This window comes from Kitasatospora sp. NPDC004272 (assembly GCF_053603035.1).
Genome location: NZ_JBSGET010000177.1, coordinates 1 through 15,327, shown reverse-complemented (window position 1 = coordinate 15,327; position 15,327 = coordinate 1). Strand labels below are relative to the sequence as shown.

The 15,327-nt window shown below is 75.8% G+C and carries 16 protein-coding genes and 2 pseudogenes; 12 read left to right on the top strand and 6 right to left on the bottom strand.

Annotated elements, in window-relative coordinates; all coding sequences use genetic code 11:
- Positions 1–140 (top strand): annotated as a pseudogene (locus ACWEO5_RS34615) (5'-methylthioadenosine phosphorylase); the annotation flags it as partial.
- 176 nt (positions 141–316) lie between these two features.
- Here ACWEO5_RS34615 and ACWEO5_RS34610 read toward each other — a convergent pair.
- Positions 317–643, bottom strand: a complete 327-nt coding sequence (locus tag ACWEO5_RS34610; protein ID WP_452166079.1) for a hypothetical protein — start codon at positions 641–643, stop codon at positions 317–319.
- 353 nt (positions 644–996) lie between these two features.
- Here ACWEO5_RS34610 and ACWEO5_RS34605 point away from each other — a divergent pair, with 353 nt between their 5' ends.
- Positions 997–1,341, top strand: coding sequence for a hypothetical protein (locus ACWEO5_RS34605; protein ID WP_452166078.1), 345 nt, complete (start codon positions 997–999; stop codon positions 1,339–1,341).
- A gap of 80 nt (positions 1,342–1,421) precedes the next feature.
- On the opposite strand, the gene ACWEO5_RS34600 is transcribed toward ACWEO5_RS34605, so the two are convergent.
- Together ACWEO5_RS34600 and ACWEO5_RS34595 are read right to left on the bottom strand one after the other, a co-directional pair.
- Positions 1,422–2,324 carry a GNAT family N-acetyltransferase gene (locus tag ACWEO5_RS34600; RefSeq protein ID WP_452166077.1) on the bottom strand — a complete coding sequence of 301 codons (903 nt, stop codon included), beginning with the start codon at positions 2,322–2,324 and terminating at the stop codon, positions 1,422–1,424.
- Between the two features lie 393 nt (positions 2,325–2,717).
- The gene (locus tag ACWEO5_RS34595; protein ID WP_452166076.1) at positions 2,718–3,479 is read right to left on the bottom strand and encodes an alpha/beta fold hydrolase; all 762 of its coding nucleotides are present in this window, start codon (positions 3,477–3,479) and stop codon (positions 2,718–2,720) included.
- 118 nt (positions 3,480–3,597) lie between these two features.
- On the opposite strand from ACWEO5_RS34595, the gene ACWEO5_RS34590 reads away from it, so the two are divergent.
- Positions 3,598–4,389 (top strand): DNA-formamidopyrimidine glycosylase family protein, encoded by a 792-nt coding sequence (locus ACWEO5_RS34590; RefSeq protein ID WP_452166075.1) that lies wholly within the window; start codon positions 3,598–3,600, stop codon positions 4,387–4,389.
- Between the two features lie 18 nt (positions 4,390–4,407).
- On the opposite strand, the gene ACWEO5_RS34585 is transcribed toward ACWEO5_RS34590, so the two are convergent.
- Positions 4,408–5,040 carry a uridine kinase gene (locus tag ACWEO5_RS34585; protein WP_452166074.1) on the bottom strand — a complete coding sequence of 211 codons (633 nt, stop codon included), beginning with the start codon at positions 5,038–5,040 and terminating at the stop codon, positions 4,408–4,410.
- A 163-nt stretch (positions 5,041–5,203) separates the two neighbouring features.
- Between ACWEO5_RS34585 and ACWEO5_RS34580 the strand changes: the two genes are divergently transcribed.
- From ACWEO5_RS34580 to ACWEO5_RS34560, 5 genes are all read left to right on the top strand, one after another.
- Positions 5,204–5,716 (top strand): HD domain-containing protein, encoded by a 513-nt coding sequence (locus tag ACWEO5_RS34580; RefSeq protein ID WP_452166073.1) that lies wholly within the window; start codon positions 5,204–5,206, stop codon positions 5,714–5,716.
- Positions 5,717–5,775: 59 nt separating this feature from the next.
- Complete coding sequence (locus ACWEO5_RS34575) at positions 5,776–5,949, top strand: hypothetical protein (protein ID WP_452166072.1); 174 nt, start codon at positions 5,776–5,778, stop codon at positions 5,947–5,949.
- Positions 5,946–6,254 (top strand): dsRBD fold-containing protein, encoded by a 309-nt coding sequence (locus ACWEO5_RS34570; RefSeq protein ID WP_452166071.1) that lies wholly within the window; start codon positions 5,946–5,948, stop codon positions 6,252–6,254. The genes ACWEO5_RS34575 and ACWEO5_RS34570 overlap by 4 nt, the downstream gene beginning before the upstream one ends.
- 176 nt (positions 6,255–6,430) lie before the next feature.
- Entirely contained in the window at positions 6,431–8,161 is a 1,731-nt protein-coding gene (locus tag ACWEO5_RS34565; RefSeq protein ID WP_452166070.1) for a protein kinase domain-containing protein, read from the top strand.
- A gap of 13 nt (positions 8,162–8,174) precedes the next feature.
- Positions 8,175–8,885: a hypothetical protein gene (locus ACWEO5_RS34560; protein WP_452166069.1), complete on the top strand. Its 711-nt coding sequence runs from the start codon at positions 8,175–8,177 to the stop codon at positions 8,883–8,885.
- Positions 8,886–8,963: 78 nt separating this feature from the next.
- Here the strand turns inward: ACWEO5_RS34560 and ACWEO5_RS34555 are convergent, their stop codons facing one another.
- Complete coding sequence (locus ACWEO5_RS34555; protein ID WP_452166068.1) at positions 8,964–9,242, bottom strand: hypothetical protein; 279 nt, start codon at positions 9,240–9,242, stop codon at positions 8,964–8,966.
- 144 nt (positions 9,243–9,386) lie between these two features.
- Between ACWEO5_RS34555 and ACWEO5_RS34550 the strand changes: the two genes are divergently transcribed.
- The 3 genes from ACWEO5_RS34550 to ACWEO5_RS34540 are packed head-to-tail and all read left to right on the top strand — an operon-like array spanning position 9,387 to position 13,299.
- Positions 9,387–11,768, top strand: coding sequence for an FHA domain-containing protein (locus ACWEO5_RS34550; RefSeq protein WP_452166067.1), 2,382 nt, complete (start codon positions 9,387–9,389; stop codon positions 11,766–11,768).
- A gap of 3 nt (positions 11,769–11,771) precedes the next feature.
- A complete protein-coding gene (locus ACWEO5_RS34545; RefSeq protein ID WP_452166066.1) occupies positions 11,772–12,269 on the top strand; it encodes a hypothetical protein in 498 nt (165 codons plus the stop codon).
- A 4-nt stretch (positions 12,270–12,273) separates the two neighbouring features.
- Positions 12,274–13,299 (top strand): serine/threonine-protein kinase, encoded by a 1,026-nt coding sequence (locus ACWEO5_RS34540; RefSeq protein ID WP_452166065.1) that lies wholly within the window; start codon positions 12,274–12,276, stop codon positions 13,297–13,299.
- 83 nt (positions 13,300–13,382) lie between these two features.
- Here the strand turns inward: ACWEO5_RS34540 and ACWEO5_RS34535 are convergent, their stop codons facing one another.
- Positions 13,383–14,603 carry a streptophobe family protein gene (locus tag ACWEO5_RS34535; protein ID WP_452166064.1) on the bottom strand — a complete coding sequence of 407 codons (1,221 nt, stop codon included), beginning with the start codon at positions 14,601–14,603 and terminating at the stop codon, positions 13,383–13,385.
- Positions 14,604–14,972: 369 nt separating this feature from the next.
- Between ACWEO5_RS34535 and ACWEO5_RS34530 the strand changes: the two are divergent.
- Positions 14,973–15,327 (top strand): annotated as a pseudogene (locus tag ACWEO5_RS34530) (hypothetical protein); the annotation flags it as partial.

Below are 15,327 nucleotides of genomic sequence, written 5' to 3'. Positions count from 1 at the left end.
AGGTGCTGGAGGTCTTCGCCCGCAACGTCGACCGCCTGCGCAGCGTCCTGTTCAAGGCGCTGGAGTCGCTGCCCGCCGCCCGCGACTGCACCTGCTCGCACGCCCTGGACGACCTGGAGACCGGCCTGCCCGGCGTCTGACCCCGACTCCGTTCCCGCGTCCGCCGTTCCGGCGCCGGGCGCTGCGCGGCCCGCTGGCTCCGGACCGGCGGTCCTCCCCGCCGGGGCCCTCGCCGGGGCCTCCAGGCCGGGGCCCTCGCCGGACCCCGGTGCGGGGGCGCGGGCCGCCCGCCGACGGCGGCCCGCCGACCGGGCGGCTACCTGATCCGCCCGCGTCGGTGCAGGTACGCCGCGAGCACCACCAGCACCACCAGTAGGGCGGCCCAACCGATCACCACGCCCAGCAGCAGGGCCGGTTCGTCCAGTGCCACCGCCGTCGCCAACAGTCCGAACGAGACGGCCAGGCAGCAGGAGATCACGGCGACCACGATCCACGGCCGGGCCGCCAGCGTCCGTCGTAGCCGTGCGATCCTCGCTGTCCGCATCGTGCGCAGCTCGCGCTCCAGCTCCTGATCGCTCCCCAGCTCCGCCTCGATCTGCTGGAGGATCAGTAGCTCACGCGGGGAGAGTGCGGGTCCGTCCATCAACCACCTCCGCGCCGCAGGCAGGTACGCCCCGGCTTTCCCCGCCGACGCGACCCTGCTCCCAGGTAGCAACACATGTGCCCGCTGGACGCCGGTTCTAACACCCGAACGCGCGCTCGACCTCCCCCGTGTCCATTGGCGTTCCTCCCGATTGACGTCTCATCACTCCGGGCGCGTCACCGAACAGGGCGGAGCCGGCGTCCGGGCCGGAGTCCGGGCCGGTACTGGGGCGGGACGACACGCGAGGTGCACGGGCAGAACCGTTTTGCCGCTCGGCCCCGCTCCTAGCGTGGTGCGTGCCGGGCCGGGCACCCCGCCCCGCCCACATCCCGACCGGAAGGCCGTTCCACCTCATGCACCTGCGTCAGACGGTTGCCGCCGCCGCTGCCTCGTTCGCCCTGCTGCTCGCCGTGCCCAGCCCGGCCGGCGCGGCCGTCGGCGAGTTCCGCTACACCTACTACGACGACTTCGGGAACCGCGCGGCCGGCGTCCTGGTCGAGCCGGACAGCCGGGTCTGCGTGACCCTCCCCGAGGTCGCCGACCCCGACACCACCGAACCCGCCTTCGCCCCGCAGAACTTCACCGGGTCGACCGTCACCATGTTCACCGGCCCGGACTGCGACGGCGACTACTACAGCCTCCGCCCGGGCGGCCGCGCCTCCGACCGGCTCAAGCTCCGCTCCGCCCTCTTCTCCTGACCCGGGCCGGCTCGGCGGCTTCCCGGCCGCCGCAGCCGTGGCCACCGCAGTCACCGCGGTGACCACGGCGCCCGCAACGGTCAGCCCGCGGTGGGTGGTTCGGCGATCAGGGCGGTGGCTATCCGCCGGAAGCCGACGCTCTCGTAGATCCGCGCCACGGCGGCGTCACTGGCGGAGAGGAACAGCGTCCGCACCCCGGAGGAGCGGGCGTGCTCGACCAGCCGCGAGGTGACCAGGCGGGCCAGGCCCTGTCGGCGCAGGGCCGGGAGGGTGGCCACCGCGACGACCTCGCTGACCTCGCCGACCGGCTGGTGGCAACCGGAGGCGACGGGCTCCCCGTCCGGACCGACGGCCGCGACCAGGACCGTGCGCCCGGCGGCTATCCGGTCGGCCATCCGGGTCACCGCCGCCTCCGTGTCGGGGTTCTTCACCGCCTCGACGAGTTGCTCGGGCCCGGCCGCGCCGACCGAGGTCCCGGCCTCGGCGAAGGCCAGGTGCGGCAGCGTGATCGCGGCCGCCAGCAGCGGGTCGGCGGGGTCGAGCACCCGCACCTCGGCGGCGCCGGCCGGGGAGGCGTCGGCCGCGGTGGCACCGGCCGGTGGGGCGTCGGCCGCGGTGGCACCGGCCGGTGGGGCGTCGAGGTCGAGCACCAGCAGCGGGTGCTCGTGCACCTCCAGACCGGCGGCCTCGACCGCGGCGCGCAGGCCCGGCGTGACCTCGTGCACCCACTCGAAGCTCTCGGGCGCGCCCAGTTCGCGCTGCCGGGCCCGGACCCGTTCGACGTCCTCGGCGGTGAAGGCGCCCGGGCCGTCGAGCGCCGGCCGACCGTAGTAGTGCCAGCCCTGCCCGGTGCGGACGAACAGGGTGAAGGGACCGTGCTCCTCGGCCCGCGCGGAGAACCGCGGGACCGCGTCGTAATAGGTTTCGAGCCGGGCCAGGACCTCCGCCGAGCCGGAGGCGGGGGAGCCGTTCGTTTCGCGCATCGTGCCGTCCAAAGGGTGCGGTGCTTCCTCTTCCGTTTCCGTCGAGGTCGATCAGGCGGCATCCCATCAGAGCGGTCGATCGTGTGCACGGGGTTTTTCGAACCCCGCACGGTTTCCGTTCGAAGCGGGATGCCTGAGGGGGCGTCAGTGCAGAACCGTTCCGCCCGGCCGCGGAAAGCCCCGTAGCAGCAGGAAGAACGCCCGATCGACCGGGCGCCCGGTGCGTGCGGCGTCCCGGCCGATCGGGGGGATTCACTCCGGAGGGTGAACTCCGGTGGGTCGAGGGGGAGTCGAGCGGGATTCGAGCCGGGGCCGGTGGGGCCGGGGGCGGTGGGGCCGGGGGCGGTCGGGCCCGGTGCCGGTCTGCCCCGGGCCCGACCGCCCCCGGCGGGTTCAGCGCCGGCCGACCTCGGCGAGCCGGGCGAGCAGCAGTTCGGCGATCTCCGCGGGGCGTTCCAGGGCGGGCAGGTGCCCGGCCCAGGGGAGTTCGCGGTGCTCGGCGTCCGGCAGCAGGTCCGCGAGGTCGGTGGCGATCCGCCGGAAGTCGTCCAGGTCGTGCGCGCCGGAGTACACCAGGGCGGGGGCGACGGCCGCCCGCAGGTCGACCTCGACCGGGGTCGGGGAGACCTCCTCCTCGGGCGCCAACTGCACCTCGTACGCGTTGCGCTGCATCGTCCGGACCTTCGCCCGGGCCGCCTCGTCCGCGTCCGGTCCGAGCCAGGTGTCCACCATCAGCTCGACCGCCTCGTCCAGCCGCCCGGACTCGACCAGGCCCACCTCCAGCTCGTCCAGCGCGAGCAGTTCGGCGCTGGGCTCGTGCGTGGAGCTGCCCGGGCAGAGCAGGGTCAGCGAGCCGACCCGCTCGGGGTGCCGGGCCGCGAACTCCACGGCGATCCGGCCGCCGAAGGAGGCGCCGACCAGGGCCGCCCGTTCGATGCCGAGCCCGTCCAGCAGGTCCGCCAGGTCGGTCAGGTTGTCGTACGGGCCGTCCGCGCAGGGGGTCTCCCCGAAACCGCGGAAGTCGCACCGCACCACCCGGTAACCGGCCCCGCGCAGCGCGTCCCACTGCCCGTCCCACATCCGCCGGTCGCAGACGGAGGAGTGCAGCAGGACCACCGCGGGGCCGTTCCCGGCCACCTCGTGAGTGATTGTCATTCCACCGACCGTAGAACAGCCCCGGCGCGCTGACCAGCGGTTTCCGCTACAAGCGGAGTGGAAGGCTCCGACGGGGCGGCCGGCGGCGGTGTCGGAGGCGGGCGGCATGATGGAGGGCGTGCCCGAAGGAGACAGCATCTACCTCGTCGCCACCCAGCTGAACCAGGCGCTCGCCGGTCACCCGCTGACGGTGTCGGACTTCCGCGTGCCCGCCCACGCCACCGCGGACCTGCGGGGGCGCCGGGTGCTGGAGACGGCGCCGCGCGGCAAGCACCTGCTCACCAGGTTCGAGGGCGGCGTGACGCTCCACACCCACCTGCGGATGGACGGCCGCTGGCGGACGTTCCGGCCCGGCGAGCGCTGGCACGGCGGGCCCGCGTTCCAGGTCCGGGCGGTCCTCGGCACCGAGCACGGCACCGCCGTCGGGTACCGGCTGCCGGTGGTCCAACTGCTGCGCACCGCCGAGGAGGGCCGGGTGGTCGGCCACCTCGGGCCCGACCTGCTCGGCCCGGACTGGGACGAGGCCGAGGCCCGCCGGCGCCTGCTCGCCGACCCGCGGCGCCCGGTCAGCGAAGCCCTGCTCGACCAGCGCACCCTGGCCGGCATCGGCAACGTGTACGCCAACGAGCTGCCGTTCCTGGCCGGCGTCACCCCCTGGCTGCCGGTCGGCGAACTGCCCGACCCGGACGGACTGCTGCACGGCGCCCGGCAACTGCTGGACGCCAACAAGCTGCGGCCCGGCCACGTCACCACCGGTGACGCCCGGCCCGGCCACCAGCACTGGGTGTACGGCCGGGGCCGGCGCTCCTGCCTGCGCTGCGGCACGCCGATCCGCTCCGCCCGGCACGACCGGGACCGCGTCGCCTACTGGTGCCCGCGCTGCCAGCGCGGCCCCGTGCCGGGCGCCTGACCGCCCGGCGCGCCCGGTTCAGTCCCGCTCCACCAGCGCCGGGTGCCGGGGGTCCTCGACCCGCACCGTCAGGTCGGCCAGCGCGCCCGGGTCGGTCTCGGTGCGGTAGCGCTCGTGCGCGGGCAGCGTCCAGTGCTCGGCCGCCGGGGTGCGGCGGGCCAGCGCGGCGGCGGACTGGGTGAGGTGCACGGTCAGTTCGAACGGCAGCCAGCGGCCGAGCAGGAACGGCCCGTCCAGCAGCAGCACCCCGCGCGGCGGGAGTTCGACGTACCGGGCCCGGGTGGCGCGGTCGCTCTCCCGGTCCCAGTAGGTGGGCAGGACGCGGCCGTCGCCGTCCGGTTCCAGCGGGTCGAGCACCTCGCGCAGCAGCGCGCCCTGGTCCAGCCAGAGGTCGTGGAGGGCGTCCGGGTCCTGCTTGCCGTACTCGAAGCGGACCGACGCGGGGCGCAGGAAGTCGTCCGCCGAGACCCGCTGCACCGGCCGGCCGAGCAGGCGCAACGGCTCCACCAGGGCGTCCGCCAGTTCACCGGGCCGGGTGGCGTCCGCGCCGTCGACCGCGACCCGCAACCACCGCTCGTCGTCGGCCAGTCCGTGGATCCGCCCCGCCAGCAGCCCGACCAGCCGCTCCGGGGAGATCGGTGTCACCCGCACCTGACGATCACTCCCTCCGGTCACCCGGACTATACGTCGCGGCGGTCGGGGCCCGGCCACCGCTCCGCGCCGGGGCCGGGGGTGCGGCCCCCCGGACGGAGCGGCACCCCGGAAGGTGCGACACTCCGGACGGAGCCGAGCAGCAGACCAGGGGAGACCGCAGATGACCGCCGCGCCGTTCCTGACCCCGGAGGGGATCGACGCCCTCGCCGCCCGCGCGCACGCCGGCCAGTACGACCGGACCGGGGTGCCGTACGTCGAGCACGTGCGCGCCGTGGCCGCGGGCGTCGCCCCGTTCGGCGCGGGCCTGCGGATGGCGGCGCTGCTGCACGACGTGCTGGAGGACACCCCGCTCACCGCGGCGGACCTGCTCGCCGCGGGCGTCCCCGCCGCCGTGGTGGCGACCGTCCGGCGGCTGACCCGCACCCCCGGGACGGACTACCGGACGATGCTGCTGGACGTCACCACCGACCACGCCGCCACCCTGGTCAAGATCGCCGACAACGCGCACAACTCCCGCGCCGACCGGGCCGCGCTGCTCCCGGCCGCGGACCGGGAACGGCTGGCCGAGCGCTACCGGGCCGCCCGCGCCGTGCTGTGGCCCGCCGTCGCGGCGGCGGACGTCCGGACGGTCCTCGCCCTGGTCAACCCCGCCCTCCTGGCCGAACTCGACTGAGACCGCCCGCGGGGGCACGCTGGAAGGAGAAGCGGGGACGCTAGAGCGAGGAGCCCGGGATGTCCGAGATGAACGGCAGGCTCGACGAGAAGGCCCGGCGGGACGAGGACGACGTCCGGTCGGCCGACCCCGAGGAAGGCATCACCTCCTACCAGACCATGCACGCGTGGGAGGAGTCCCAGGCGGAGGGCGACCCGATCGCCGACTCGCCGCAGCAGGAGGAGCCGCGGTGAGCGGCCACGCCGCGGCGCCCGAACCGCACAGCAGCGAGTGGTCGGTCCGGCTGCGGGTCGTCGAGGTCGGCGACCTCACCCAGGCGCACGCGGTCCTCGACACCGGGGTCAACCTGATCGAGGTCGAGGCGGAGGCCCACCGCAGCCCCACCGACCCCGCGGACCCCGGCATCGGCGACGAACTCGCCGTCGGCCGGGCCCTCAGCGAGCTCGGCCGGCAACTGGTCCACCGGGGTTCGACCGCCGCCGAGGCCGCCGAATCCGCCCGCCGCCGCGACGCACCGTCCTCGGAGGGCGCCTGGTGACCGACCCGCCCCCGACCCTCCGACGATCGGTGCACGAAACACCCGGATCGTGACCTCTCTCCGCCCCCGCACCGGAACCCGTCCGGCCGGGGGCGCGTCACTCCCGGTGGCCGGGCACCCGCACCGGCCCGCAGGCGACGGACGGGACGCCCCCGCGCAGCACGGGGACGCCGGGGGTGGACAAGGTGACGAACGAGCAGCGCCCGGACGGCGGCAGACCGACAACCCCGCCCCCGCACGACCCCGGCGGCGGACCGGCGACCCCGACCCCGTCCCCGCGCCACCCCGGGGAGAAGCCGCCGGTCCGCTGGGAACTCCCCGACTACGCGCACGGGCGCGAACTCGGCGCCGGCGCGTCCGGCCGGGTCGTCCTCGCCCGGCACCGGGCCACCGGCACCCCGGTCGCGGTCAAGTACCTGCACGGCGACCACCCCGACCGGGCCGCCTTCCGGGTCGAGGCCGAACTGCTCGCCGCCCTCGACAGCCCGCACGTCACCCGCCTCCACGAGTACGTCGAGGGCCCGCACGGCGCGGCCATCGTGATGGAGCTCGTCGAGGGGATCTCGCTGCGCGACCTGCTGCGCGCCGAGGGCGGCACCGGGCCGGAAGCCGCCCTGGCCGTCCTCAAGGGCTCGCTGCTCGGCCTGGCCGCCGCGCACCGGGCCGGGGTCGTGCACCGCGACTACAAACCCGGGAACGTCCTGGTCACCGTGGACGGCGAGTCGAAACTCGTCGACTTCGGCATCGCCGTCCGCGACGGCACCGGCGGCACCGTCGCCGGCACGCCCGCCTACATGGCCCCCGAGCAGTGGGCCGGACGCCCCGCCTCCCCGGCCACCGACGTGTACGCCGCCACCGCCACCTTTTTCGAGTGCCTCACCGGCGCCAAGCCGTATGCCGGCACCACGCTGATGGAACTCGCGGTCCAGCACGCCGAGGCCGAGATCCCCGACACCCTGGCCCCCGAAGCCCTCCGGCCGCTGATCCGGTCCGGACTCGCCAAGACCCCCGAGCAGCGGCCCCCGGGCGCCGAAGCCCTGGTCGAGGAGCTGGAGGCCGCCGCCGGCGCCGCCTACGGCGCCGACTGGGAGCAGCGCGGACGCAAGCGGCTGGCCGCGCTCGTCGCCCTGCTGCCGCTGCTGCTGCCCACCCCGACCGCGGAGGGCGCGCTGCCCGGCGCCACCTCGTACGCGACGACGGTGCTGGCACCCCCGCGACGCCCGTTCCGGGGACGGCTGGTCGCCACCGTCGGCGCGATCGTCCTGGTCGCGGGCGCGCTCGCGGCGGTCGCCTCGGCCGACGAGGAAGCCGCCGTCGCCGACCCGCGACCCGCCGCCGCCCCGCCCTCCACCACCAGCGTCGGACCCACCGCGAGCCCGACGGCCGAGGCCCCGCCGAGCCCGAGCGAGAGCCCCGGCCCCGTGGCTTCGCCCACACCCACCGAGGAGACCAGCCCGAGCGCGACACCGAGCGCGACACCCGGCCCGACGGCGAAGCCCAGCACGAGTACGAAGCCCAGCCCCACCGCCTCGCCCTCGTCCACCCCGACGCCCACCCCGACCCCCAGCCCGACGGCGAGCAGCGCACCGCCGGCCACGGTCAGGTTGAGCCGGGCCGCCGGCAAGCTCGACGGCTACACCCTGACGGTGAACGTCCCGGTCTCGGTGCAGCCCGCAGGCAGTACCGCGACGATGACGTTCACCTGGATCGACGACGCGGGCGCCCCCGTGACGGACGCCCCGGTGCAGGTCCAGAGCGATGCGAAGGCCGTGCAGCAGGCCCACACGTTCCGGTGCCCCACCGGGAGCGGGGCGCACTACGTGAGCGCGGACGTGACCACCACGCCGACGGCGGTCGGAGGGCCGGTGGCCTCCGGCAAGTACCTGATGATCTGCCCGGTGCCGTAGGAGGAGACCGACCATGACCGAGCTGCCTCCCGACCCCGGCCTCCGGCTCGGGCCCGTCCGCAAGCCCGACGCCGCCGAGCAGACCGTCCGGTTGCGGGCCGCCGCCCCGCGCGACGACCTGCGCACCGTCCAGCTCCGCCCGGCCGGATCGTCACCCGACGCCGAGCAGACCGTCCGGCTGCCCGTGGACCTCGCCGCCACCGTGCTCGATCCCCTCGCGGGTCCCGGGTCCGGTCCGGAGGACGGGTTGCGGCGGTTCGGACCCGGGGTGCCGCCCCGGGCCGCCGCGGTGTGGCACGGGGCGGTCGCCGCCGAGGCGCCGGCCCGGCGGCGGTGGGACAGGTGGCTGCTGGTGCCGCTGGCCTTGCTGCTCGCCCTGCTCGGGTACTTGCTGTGGGACGGGTACGGCCGCCCCGTCGAGGTGGCGGGCGTGACGGCGGGCACCGCGGCCGCCGGGCCCGGGTGCGACGGCACCGCCGTGGTCACGGGGACGCTGGAGACCGACGGCGGCGGGGGCGACGTCCGCTACCGGTGGGTGCGCAGCGACGGCACCGACTCCGGGCCGCTCGTCCAGCACGTGGCGGCCGGGCACCGGAGCACCGCGCTCACCCTGGAGTGGACCTTCCGGGGCCGGGGCGAGTACGCCGCCACCGCGCGGCTGGAGGTGCTGGAACCCGCGGGCGTCCGCCCGGCCGAGGCGGCGTTCGGCTACTCCTGCCCGTGAGCCGGGCCGGGGCGGGACGCACGAAACCCGGGTCGCGGCCGACCACGCGTCGGCGGCGGCCCGGGCGGGCTGCTCCGGTCAGCCCTGGGGCGCGGTCGCACCCCCGCCCGTCTTCACGGCCTCCACCATGTGCTGGTGCACCTCGCGCGCCGCCGCCTCGTCCGCGGCCGCCACGGGGCTGCCCTCCACGGTGAACCAGTCGAGCGCGCCGCTGTACTGCACGGTCAGCCGCGCCTCGCCCTCGATCCACATGGTGTGCACCGTCAGGTCCCCGGTGATGACGCCGATCTCCACGGTCTTCACGCCGCCGTGGCCGGACAGAATGCCCTGAGTGGTCCAGGTTGCCCAGGTGTTCACAAGCCCGCTCCCATCCGCCGCCCAACGGGCCGCTCGTCCCGACCCCACAGGTACCCGATCCGCGGCGACCGCTTCCCACTGTCACCCGAAGGGCCGAAAACCGCCCCCCGGGCGGGTGCTCGGCGTGCGGTCTAGCATCGACGTATGGGAGAGCGAGAGGGTGCGCTCACCGCGCCGAAACTGATCCTGGAAACCGGTGGCGACTCGACGGTCATCACCCCGAGCCGCAGGTACGCCCTCGGACGCGACCCCACCGGCGACATCGTGCTGTCCGACCCGCGGGTCTCCTGGCACCACGCGGAACTGCACGTCGGCGGCGGCCACTGGATCGTCGACGACACCGGCTCCACCAACGGCACCTACGCCGCCGACGGCCACCGGGTGGTCCACCTGGAGATCGAGCCCGGCACCGTGCTCTGCCTGGGGAGCCCCGGCGACGGGGCGCGCTGCACGTTCAGCGCGCTGCCCGAGCCGACCGCCGTGCACCAGCTGCCCGGCCACCGCCCGTCCGGACTGACCGCGATCACCGGCTCGTACCGGCCGCCGTCCAGCGTGATGCCGCTGCCGACCAAGGTGGTGCGGATCGGCCGCGCCCCCGACAACGACCTGGTGATCGGCGACCTGTCGGTCTCCCGGCGGCACGCCGAGCTGCGGGCCGCGCCCGACGGCCGCTACGAGATCACCGACCTGGGCAGCCACAACGGCACCTACCTGAACGGCCAACCCGTCCGGCAGGCCCCCGTCGGGCCCGGCGACCTGGTCGGAATCGGCCACTCGGTGTTCTGCCTGGTCGGCGACGAACTGCAGGAGTTCGTCGACACCGGCGACATCGACCTCGACGTGGAGGACCTCACCGTCCAGGTCGACGGCGGCCGCACCCTGCTCGACCGGGTCACCTTCCCGGTCGGCCAGAAGTGCCTGCTCGCCGTCGCCGGACCGAGCGGCGCCGGGAAGTCCACCCTGCTCAACGCGCTCACCGGGCTGCGCCCCGCCGACCACGGCACCGTCCGCTACGACGGCCGCGACCTCTACCGCGACTACGCCGAACTGCGGCGCCGGATCGGCCTCGTCCCGCAGGACGACATCCTGCACACCCAGCTGCCCGTCCGGAAGGCCCTCTCGTACGCCGCCGAACTGCGCTTCCCCGACGACACCGCGCCCGCCGAACGGGCCGCCCGGGTCGAGGAGGTGATCGACGAACTCGGCCTCGGCAAGCGCGCCGACCAGGTCATCTCCAGCCTCTCCGGCGGCCAGCGCAAGCGGGTCAGCGTCGCCCTCGAACTGCTCACCAAGCCGTCCCTGCTCTTCCTCGACGAACCCACCAGCGGACTCGACCCCGGCATGGACCGGTCCGTGATGCAGATGCTGCGCGGCCTCGCCGACGACGGCCGGACCGTCATCGTGGTCACCCACAGCGTGCTCAGCCTCGACCTGTGCGACCGGCTGCTGCTGCTCGCCCCCGGCGGGCGGATCGCCTGGTACGGGCCGCCCGGCGAGACGCTGGAGCACTTCGGGTTCGCGCACTGGCCGGACGCCTTCGAGGCGTTCGAGAACCAGACCGACCGCGACTGGGCCGGCCAGTTCCGCTCCTCCGCCCCCTACCGCAAGTACGTCAGCGGCCCGGCCGGCGGCCCCGGCGACTGGCCCGGCGCGCTCGCCCCCGCCGAGCACGCCCTGCCCGCGGAGGCGACCCCCGCCCCGCCGCCCCGGCCGCGGAGCTGGCCCGGCCAGGTCGGCACGCTGTGCCGCCGGTACGCCAGCGCGCTCGCCGCCGACCGGACCTTCCTCGCCGTGATGATCGCGCTGCCGTTCGTCATGGGCGCGATGGCGCACGCCCTGGCCGGCAGCCGGCTGAACCAGGACACCGCGCTGAACGCGCTACTGATCCTGTGCGTCGGCGGAGTGCTCACCGGCGCCGCCAACGCGGTGCGCGAACTCGTCAAGGAACGCACCATCTACCAGCGCGAACGCGCCGTCGGCCTGTCCAGATCCGCGTACCTGTGCTCGAAGGTCGTCGTGCTGGGCACCGTCACCGTCGTCCAGTCGGTGGTGCTGACCATGGTCGCGCTGATCGGCGTGCAGCTCAGACCGCAGGGCGGCAGCGGGGTGTTCCTGCCGCCGCTGCTGGAGATCACCCTCGCCGTGGCGCTGCTCTCGCTCAGCGCGATGATGCTCGGCCTGCTGATCTCCGCGCTGGTCAAGAAGGAAGAGGTGACCATGCCGCTGCTGGTGCTGGTCGCCATCGTCCAGGTGGTGTTCTGCGGGGCGCTGCTGCAACTCGACCACATCCCGGTGCTCAACCAGCTGTCCTGGCTGGTCCCCTCGCGCTGGGCGCTCGGCGCCATGGCCGCCACCATCGACCTGCACACCACCGTGCCCGGCGCGCTCACCGACGACCCGCTGTTCGCGCACCGGCAGGGCGTCTGGCTGCTCGACACGGGCATGCTGATCGTGCTGGCCGTCGCCTACGGACTGGTCGTCGCCCGACTGCTGCGCCGGCACGAACCCGCCGTGATGCGGCGGTAGCGCATGGGCCCGCCCGACGGATTCCGGCCCACCCACGTCGTCCCGGCCGACGGCCTGCCGACCTGGACCGCGCCCGACCCGGCCGCCGCCGGGGTGCCGCTCGACCCGCTGCTACCGGTCGCGCTCGCCCAGGCCAACGGCAACTGGGCCCGGATCGTCTGCTCCAACGGCTGGTCCGCGTGGGTCGACGGACGCCTGCTGGTCGCCCTCCCGCAGCGCCCCCCGGCCGCCGGCGCCCCGCTCGCCACCACCGACGACCCGCGCCCGCTGCTCGCCGCGCTGGAACGCTCGCTGGCCACCTACCGGCGGCTGGTCGACGACTGGGCGGCCGGCCGGATCGACCTGGAGACCTTCCGCGACGGCACCCGCGACCTGCGGCTCGGGGCCGTGCTGGACGGCCCCGACGCCTGGCTGCTCGACCTCGACCGGGGCCGCTGGTACTACTGCGACGCCGCCCAGCTGCAGACCTACGCGGCCGCCGACCGCGACGACCGGAGCTGACCCGATGCCAGGGGAGCCACCGGAGCAGCCGTCCCTGGCCGCCGCCGAGCCGGGCGAACTGGACGGCCGCACCCTGGCCGGCTACCGGCTGGAGCACGTGCTCGGACGCGGCGGCATGGCGGTGGTCTACCGCGCCGAGGACCTGCGGCTCGGCCGCACCGTCGCGGTCAAGCTGCTCGCCCCCGAGCTGGCCCGCAACGAGACCTTCCGGCAGCGCTTCGTCCGCGAGTCGCACGTCGCCGCCTCGCTCGACCACCCGAACATCGTCCCCGTCTACGACGCCGGGGAGGTCGAGGGCGTGCTGTACCTGGCCATGCGGTACGTGCGCGGCCGCGACCTGCGCGCCCTGCTCGACCGGGAGGGGCCGCTGGGCCCCGCCCAGACCGTGCGGATCGCCGTCCAGGTGGCCAGCGCGCTGGACGCCGCGCACGCCCACGACCTGGTCCACCGGGACGTCAAACCCGGCAACGTGCTGATCGCCGAGGGCACCGATCCCGACCACCCCGAGCACGCCTACCTGACCGACTTCGGGCTCACCAAGAAGTCCCTCTCGCTGACCGGCCTGACCACCGTCGGCCAGTTCGTCGGCACGCTCGACTACGTCGCCCCCGAGCAGATCTCCGGCAAGCCCGTGGACGGGCGGTGCGACGTGTACAGCCTGGGCTGCGTGGTCTTCGAGATGCTCACCGGCGACCCGCCCTACCGGCGCGACGACGACCTCGCCCTGCTCTGGGCCCACCTCAACGACCCGCCGCCGGACCTCCGGGAGCGGCGCGCGGACCTGCCCGCCGGGGTGGGGGCGGTGCTGGCCCGGGCGATGGCGAAGCAGCCCGGGGCGCGGTACGGGAGCTGCCTGGAGTTCGTCTCGGCGCTGCGGGCAGCGGCGGCGGAGGTGCGGGCGGTGGCCGAGGTGCGGGTGGTGGAGGCGCGGGACGCGGCCCCGGCGGCTCCGGCGGTCCCGGCCTCGGCTTCCCGGCGGGACCGGCCGCCGCTGCCCCCGGCCTGGGCGCGGCCGGTGTTCGAGCCCTGAGGGTGCCGGGCTGGTACGGGGCGCCCGGCCGTTCGCGGGTGCCGCTCGCGGGGCTGCGGGGGGAGGCGGGGGCGGCCGACCGGTCAGCCGGCCGTCGGGGGCGCCCGGTGCCGCGTCCGCCTCCGGGCGAGCAGCGCGCCGAGCAGACCGGCCAGTGCGCCCCAGCCGGCCGCGATCGGGACGGCCGTGAGGAGGTTCGGCTCCAGCACCGCCCGTCCGCCACCGCCCAGGCCCAGCAGCGACAGCCCGAACACCGCCGACACCCGGGTCACCAGACCGACCGCCAGCACCGCCAGCGCCAGCACCACGGCCCACTGCACGGCCGACCGCCACACCGGCAGCGCCGGACGCGTCCGGGCCACCGACACCACGCCCGCTGCCAGCACCAGCAGCGCCGCCAGCGGCAGCAGCAGCCACGCCCACCCGTTCTGCTCCGCCAGCGCGCCCAGGTCCAGCGTCACGTCCTGCCCGGAGCGCAGCACCGCCGCCAGCGGGTGCGGGAACGGCAGCCCCAGACTGTCCGTGACGTGGCCGTGCCAGGACGCGCCGAGGCCCACTCCGAACCCCAGCCAGGCCAGGTTCGGCAGCCCCAGGCACAGCACCGCCAGCGCCTCGCGCGGCTCACTGCTCGTCGCCGCCCCCACCGACCCGCCCACCAGCCCCAGCAGCACGTACCCCAGCAGCAGCGCCAGCACCGCGTGCACCGTCGGCCGCAGCGTGCCGTGCCAGCGCACCAGCGCGGTCGGCAGCGGCGCCCGGCGCGAGGCCGCCAGCGCGAGCAGCAGCACCACCGCCAGCCACAGCAGGCCGAACCCCACCGCCGGACCCGGATCCACCCGGAACCCCACCGTCGGCGCCGCGCCGAACGCGCCGCCCAGTTCGTCGAGCAGCGGATCGCCCGTCGGCACCGTGAAGGAGTGCCGCGCCGCCGCGGACAGCAGCAGCACCGCCACCGTCCAGCACGCCGCCAGCGCCAGCACCCGGGCCAGCAGCAGCCGCCCGTCCACCACCGCGTGCCGCCGCAGCGGCCGCAGGAACAGGTAGGCCGCCACCAGCGCCCCCGCCAGCGTCACGGACAGCGGCATCGCGCTGATCCCGCCCTGCGCGGTCGCCACGAACGCCGCGCTGCCGTCGAGCCGGGCCGGCGCGCCCAGCGCCAGCAGCAGCACGGCCGCCAGCACCGAGCCGAAACCGCCGCCCGGCAGCTCGTCCGCGCCCGCCAGCCACAGGCCGAGCGCCGCCACCACCGCCATCGCGGCCAGCGCGCCCACCGTCGCCACCAGCGCGGAGAGCAGGACCGACACCGGCGCGGAGAGCCGGTCGGACCGGCCGGAGGACGGTGGTGGCGAAGGCGTGCGGGGGTTCGCAGGAGTGGCGGCACCAGACACGCGTCTCACCGGCCCTTCGAGCCCGGCCCCCCGGCACCGGCCCGGACCGGCCGGCCCCTCCAGCTTCCGACAGGCCGCAGCGGACGGCGAATCGCCGCAGGCGGCGCGGGCCGGGGCGGCGAGGGGCCGTGGGGCTGGGGCCCGGTGCCGGGGGCGTGGGGCGGGGGCGTGGGGCGGGGGCGGGGGCCGGCGGGACTGTGGTGCGGGGCGGCGGGTTCGCAGGGGCGGGCGGACAATGGTGGATGCGCACGTGGACTCGGGGGAGTCCGACCGGGAGGCAGTCCCGTGACTGAGCAGCCGACGCCCCGGCAGCCCGAAGAGCCGGACCAGGAGAACGACGGTGCCCAGGCCCCGCCGCCGCACCGCCCCACGGAAGTGGTGGGCGGAACGGCCGGACCGCCCACCGAGGTGGTGGGCGGAACGGGCCGGGCCGATGCGCAGGCCGATCCAGCGGATCCAGCCGATCCAGCCGATGCGCAGGGGGCGCCGACCGAGCTGGTGGAGCGGGCCGGTGCCGTGGACGGCGGGCCCGGCGCGGGTGACGGGGCGTCGGCCGGGCTGATCCTGATCACCCACGACCTCGGCGTGGTCGCCGACGTCGCGGACAAGATCGCCGTCATGTACGCGGGCCGGATCGTCG

What these genes read in the sequence shown, in the direction of transcription:
- ACWEO5_RS34610 (WP_452166079.1), bottom strand. Translation starts at nt 643, where the DNA reads ATGGACGGACCCGCACTCTCCCCGCGTGAGCTACTGATCCTCCAGCAG.
- ACWEO5_RS34605 (WP_452166078.1), top strand. Translation starts at nt 997, where the DNA reads ATGCACCTGCGTCAGACGGTTGCCGCCGCCGCTGCCTCGTTCGCCCTG.
- ACWEO5_RS34600 (WP_452166077.1), bottom strand. Translation starts at nt 2,324, where the DNA reads ATGCGCGAAACGAACGGCTCCCCCGCCTCCGGCTCGGCGGAGGTCCTG.
- ACWEO5_RS34595 (WP_452166076.1), bottom strand. Translation starts at nt 3,479, where the DNA reads ATGACAATCACTCACGAGGTGGCCGGGAACGGCCCCGCGGTGGTCCTG.
- ACWEO5_RS34580 (WP_452166073.1), top strand. Translation starts at nt 5,204, where the DNA reads ATGACCGCCGCGCCGTTCCTGACCCCGGAGGGGATCGACGCCCTCGCC.
- ACWEO5_RS34575 (WP_452166072.1), top strand. Translation starts at nt 5,776, where the DNA reads ATGTCCGAGATGAACGGCAGGCTCGACGAGAAGGCCCGGCGGGACGAG.
- ACWEO5_RS34560 (WP_452166069.1), top strand. Translation starts at nt 8,175, where the DNA reads ATGACCGAGCTGCCTCCCGACCCCGGCCTCCGGCTCGGGCCCGTCCGC.
- ACWEO5_RS34550 (WP_452166067.1), top strand. Translation starts at nt 9,387, where the DNA reads ATGGGAGAGCGAGAGGGTGCGCTCACCGCGCCGAAACTGATCCTGGAA.
- ACWEO5_RS34545 (WP_452166066.1), top strand. Translation starts at nt 11,772, where the DNA reads ATGGGCCCGCCCGACGGATTCCGGCCCACCCACGTCGTCCCGGCCGAC.
- ACWEO5_RS34540 (WP_452166065.1), top strand. Translation starts at nt 12,274, where the DNA reads ATGCCAGGGGAGCCACCGGAGCAGCCGTCCCTGGCCGCCGCCGAGCCG.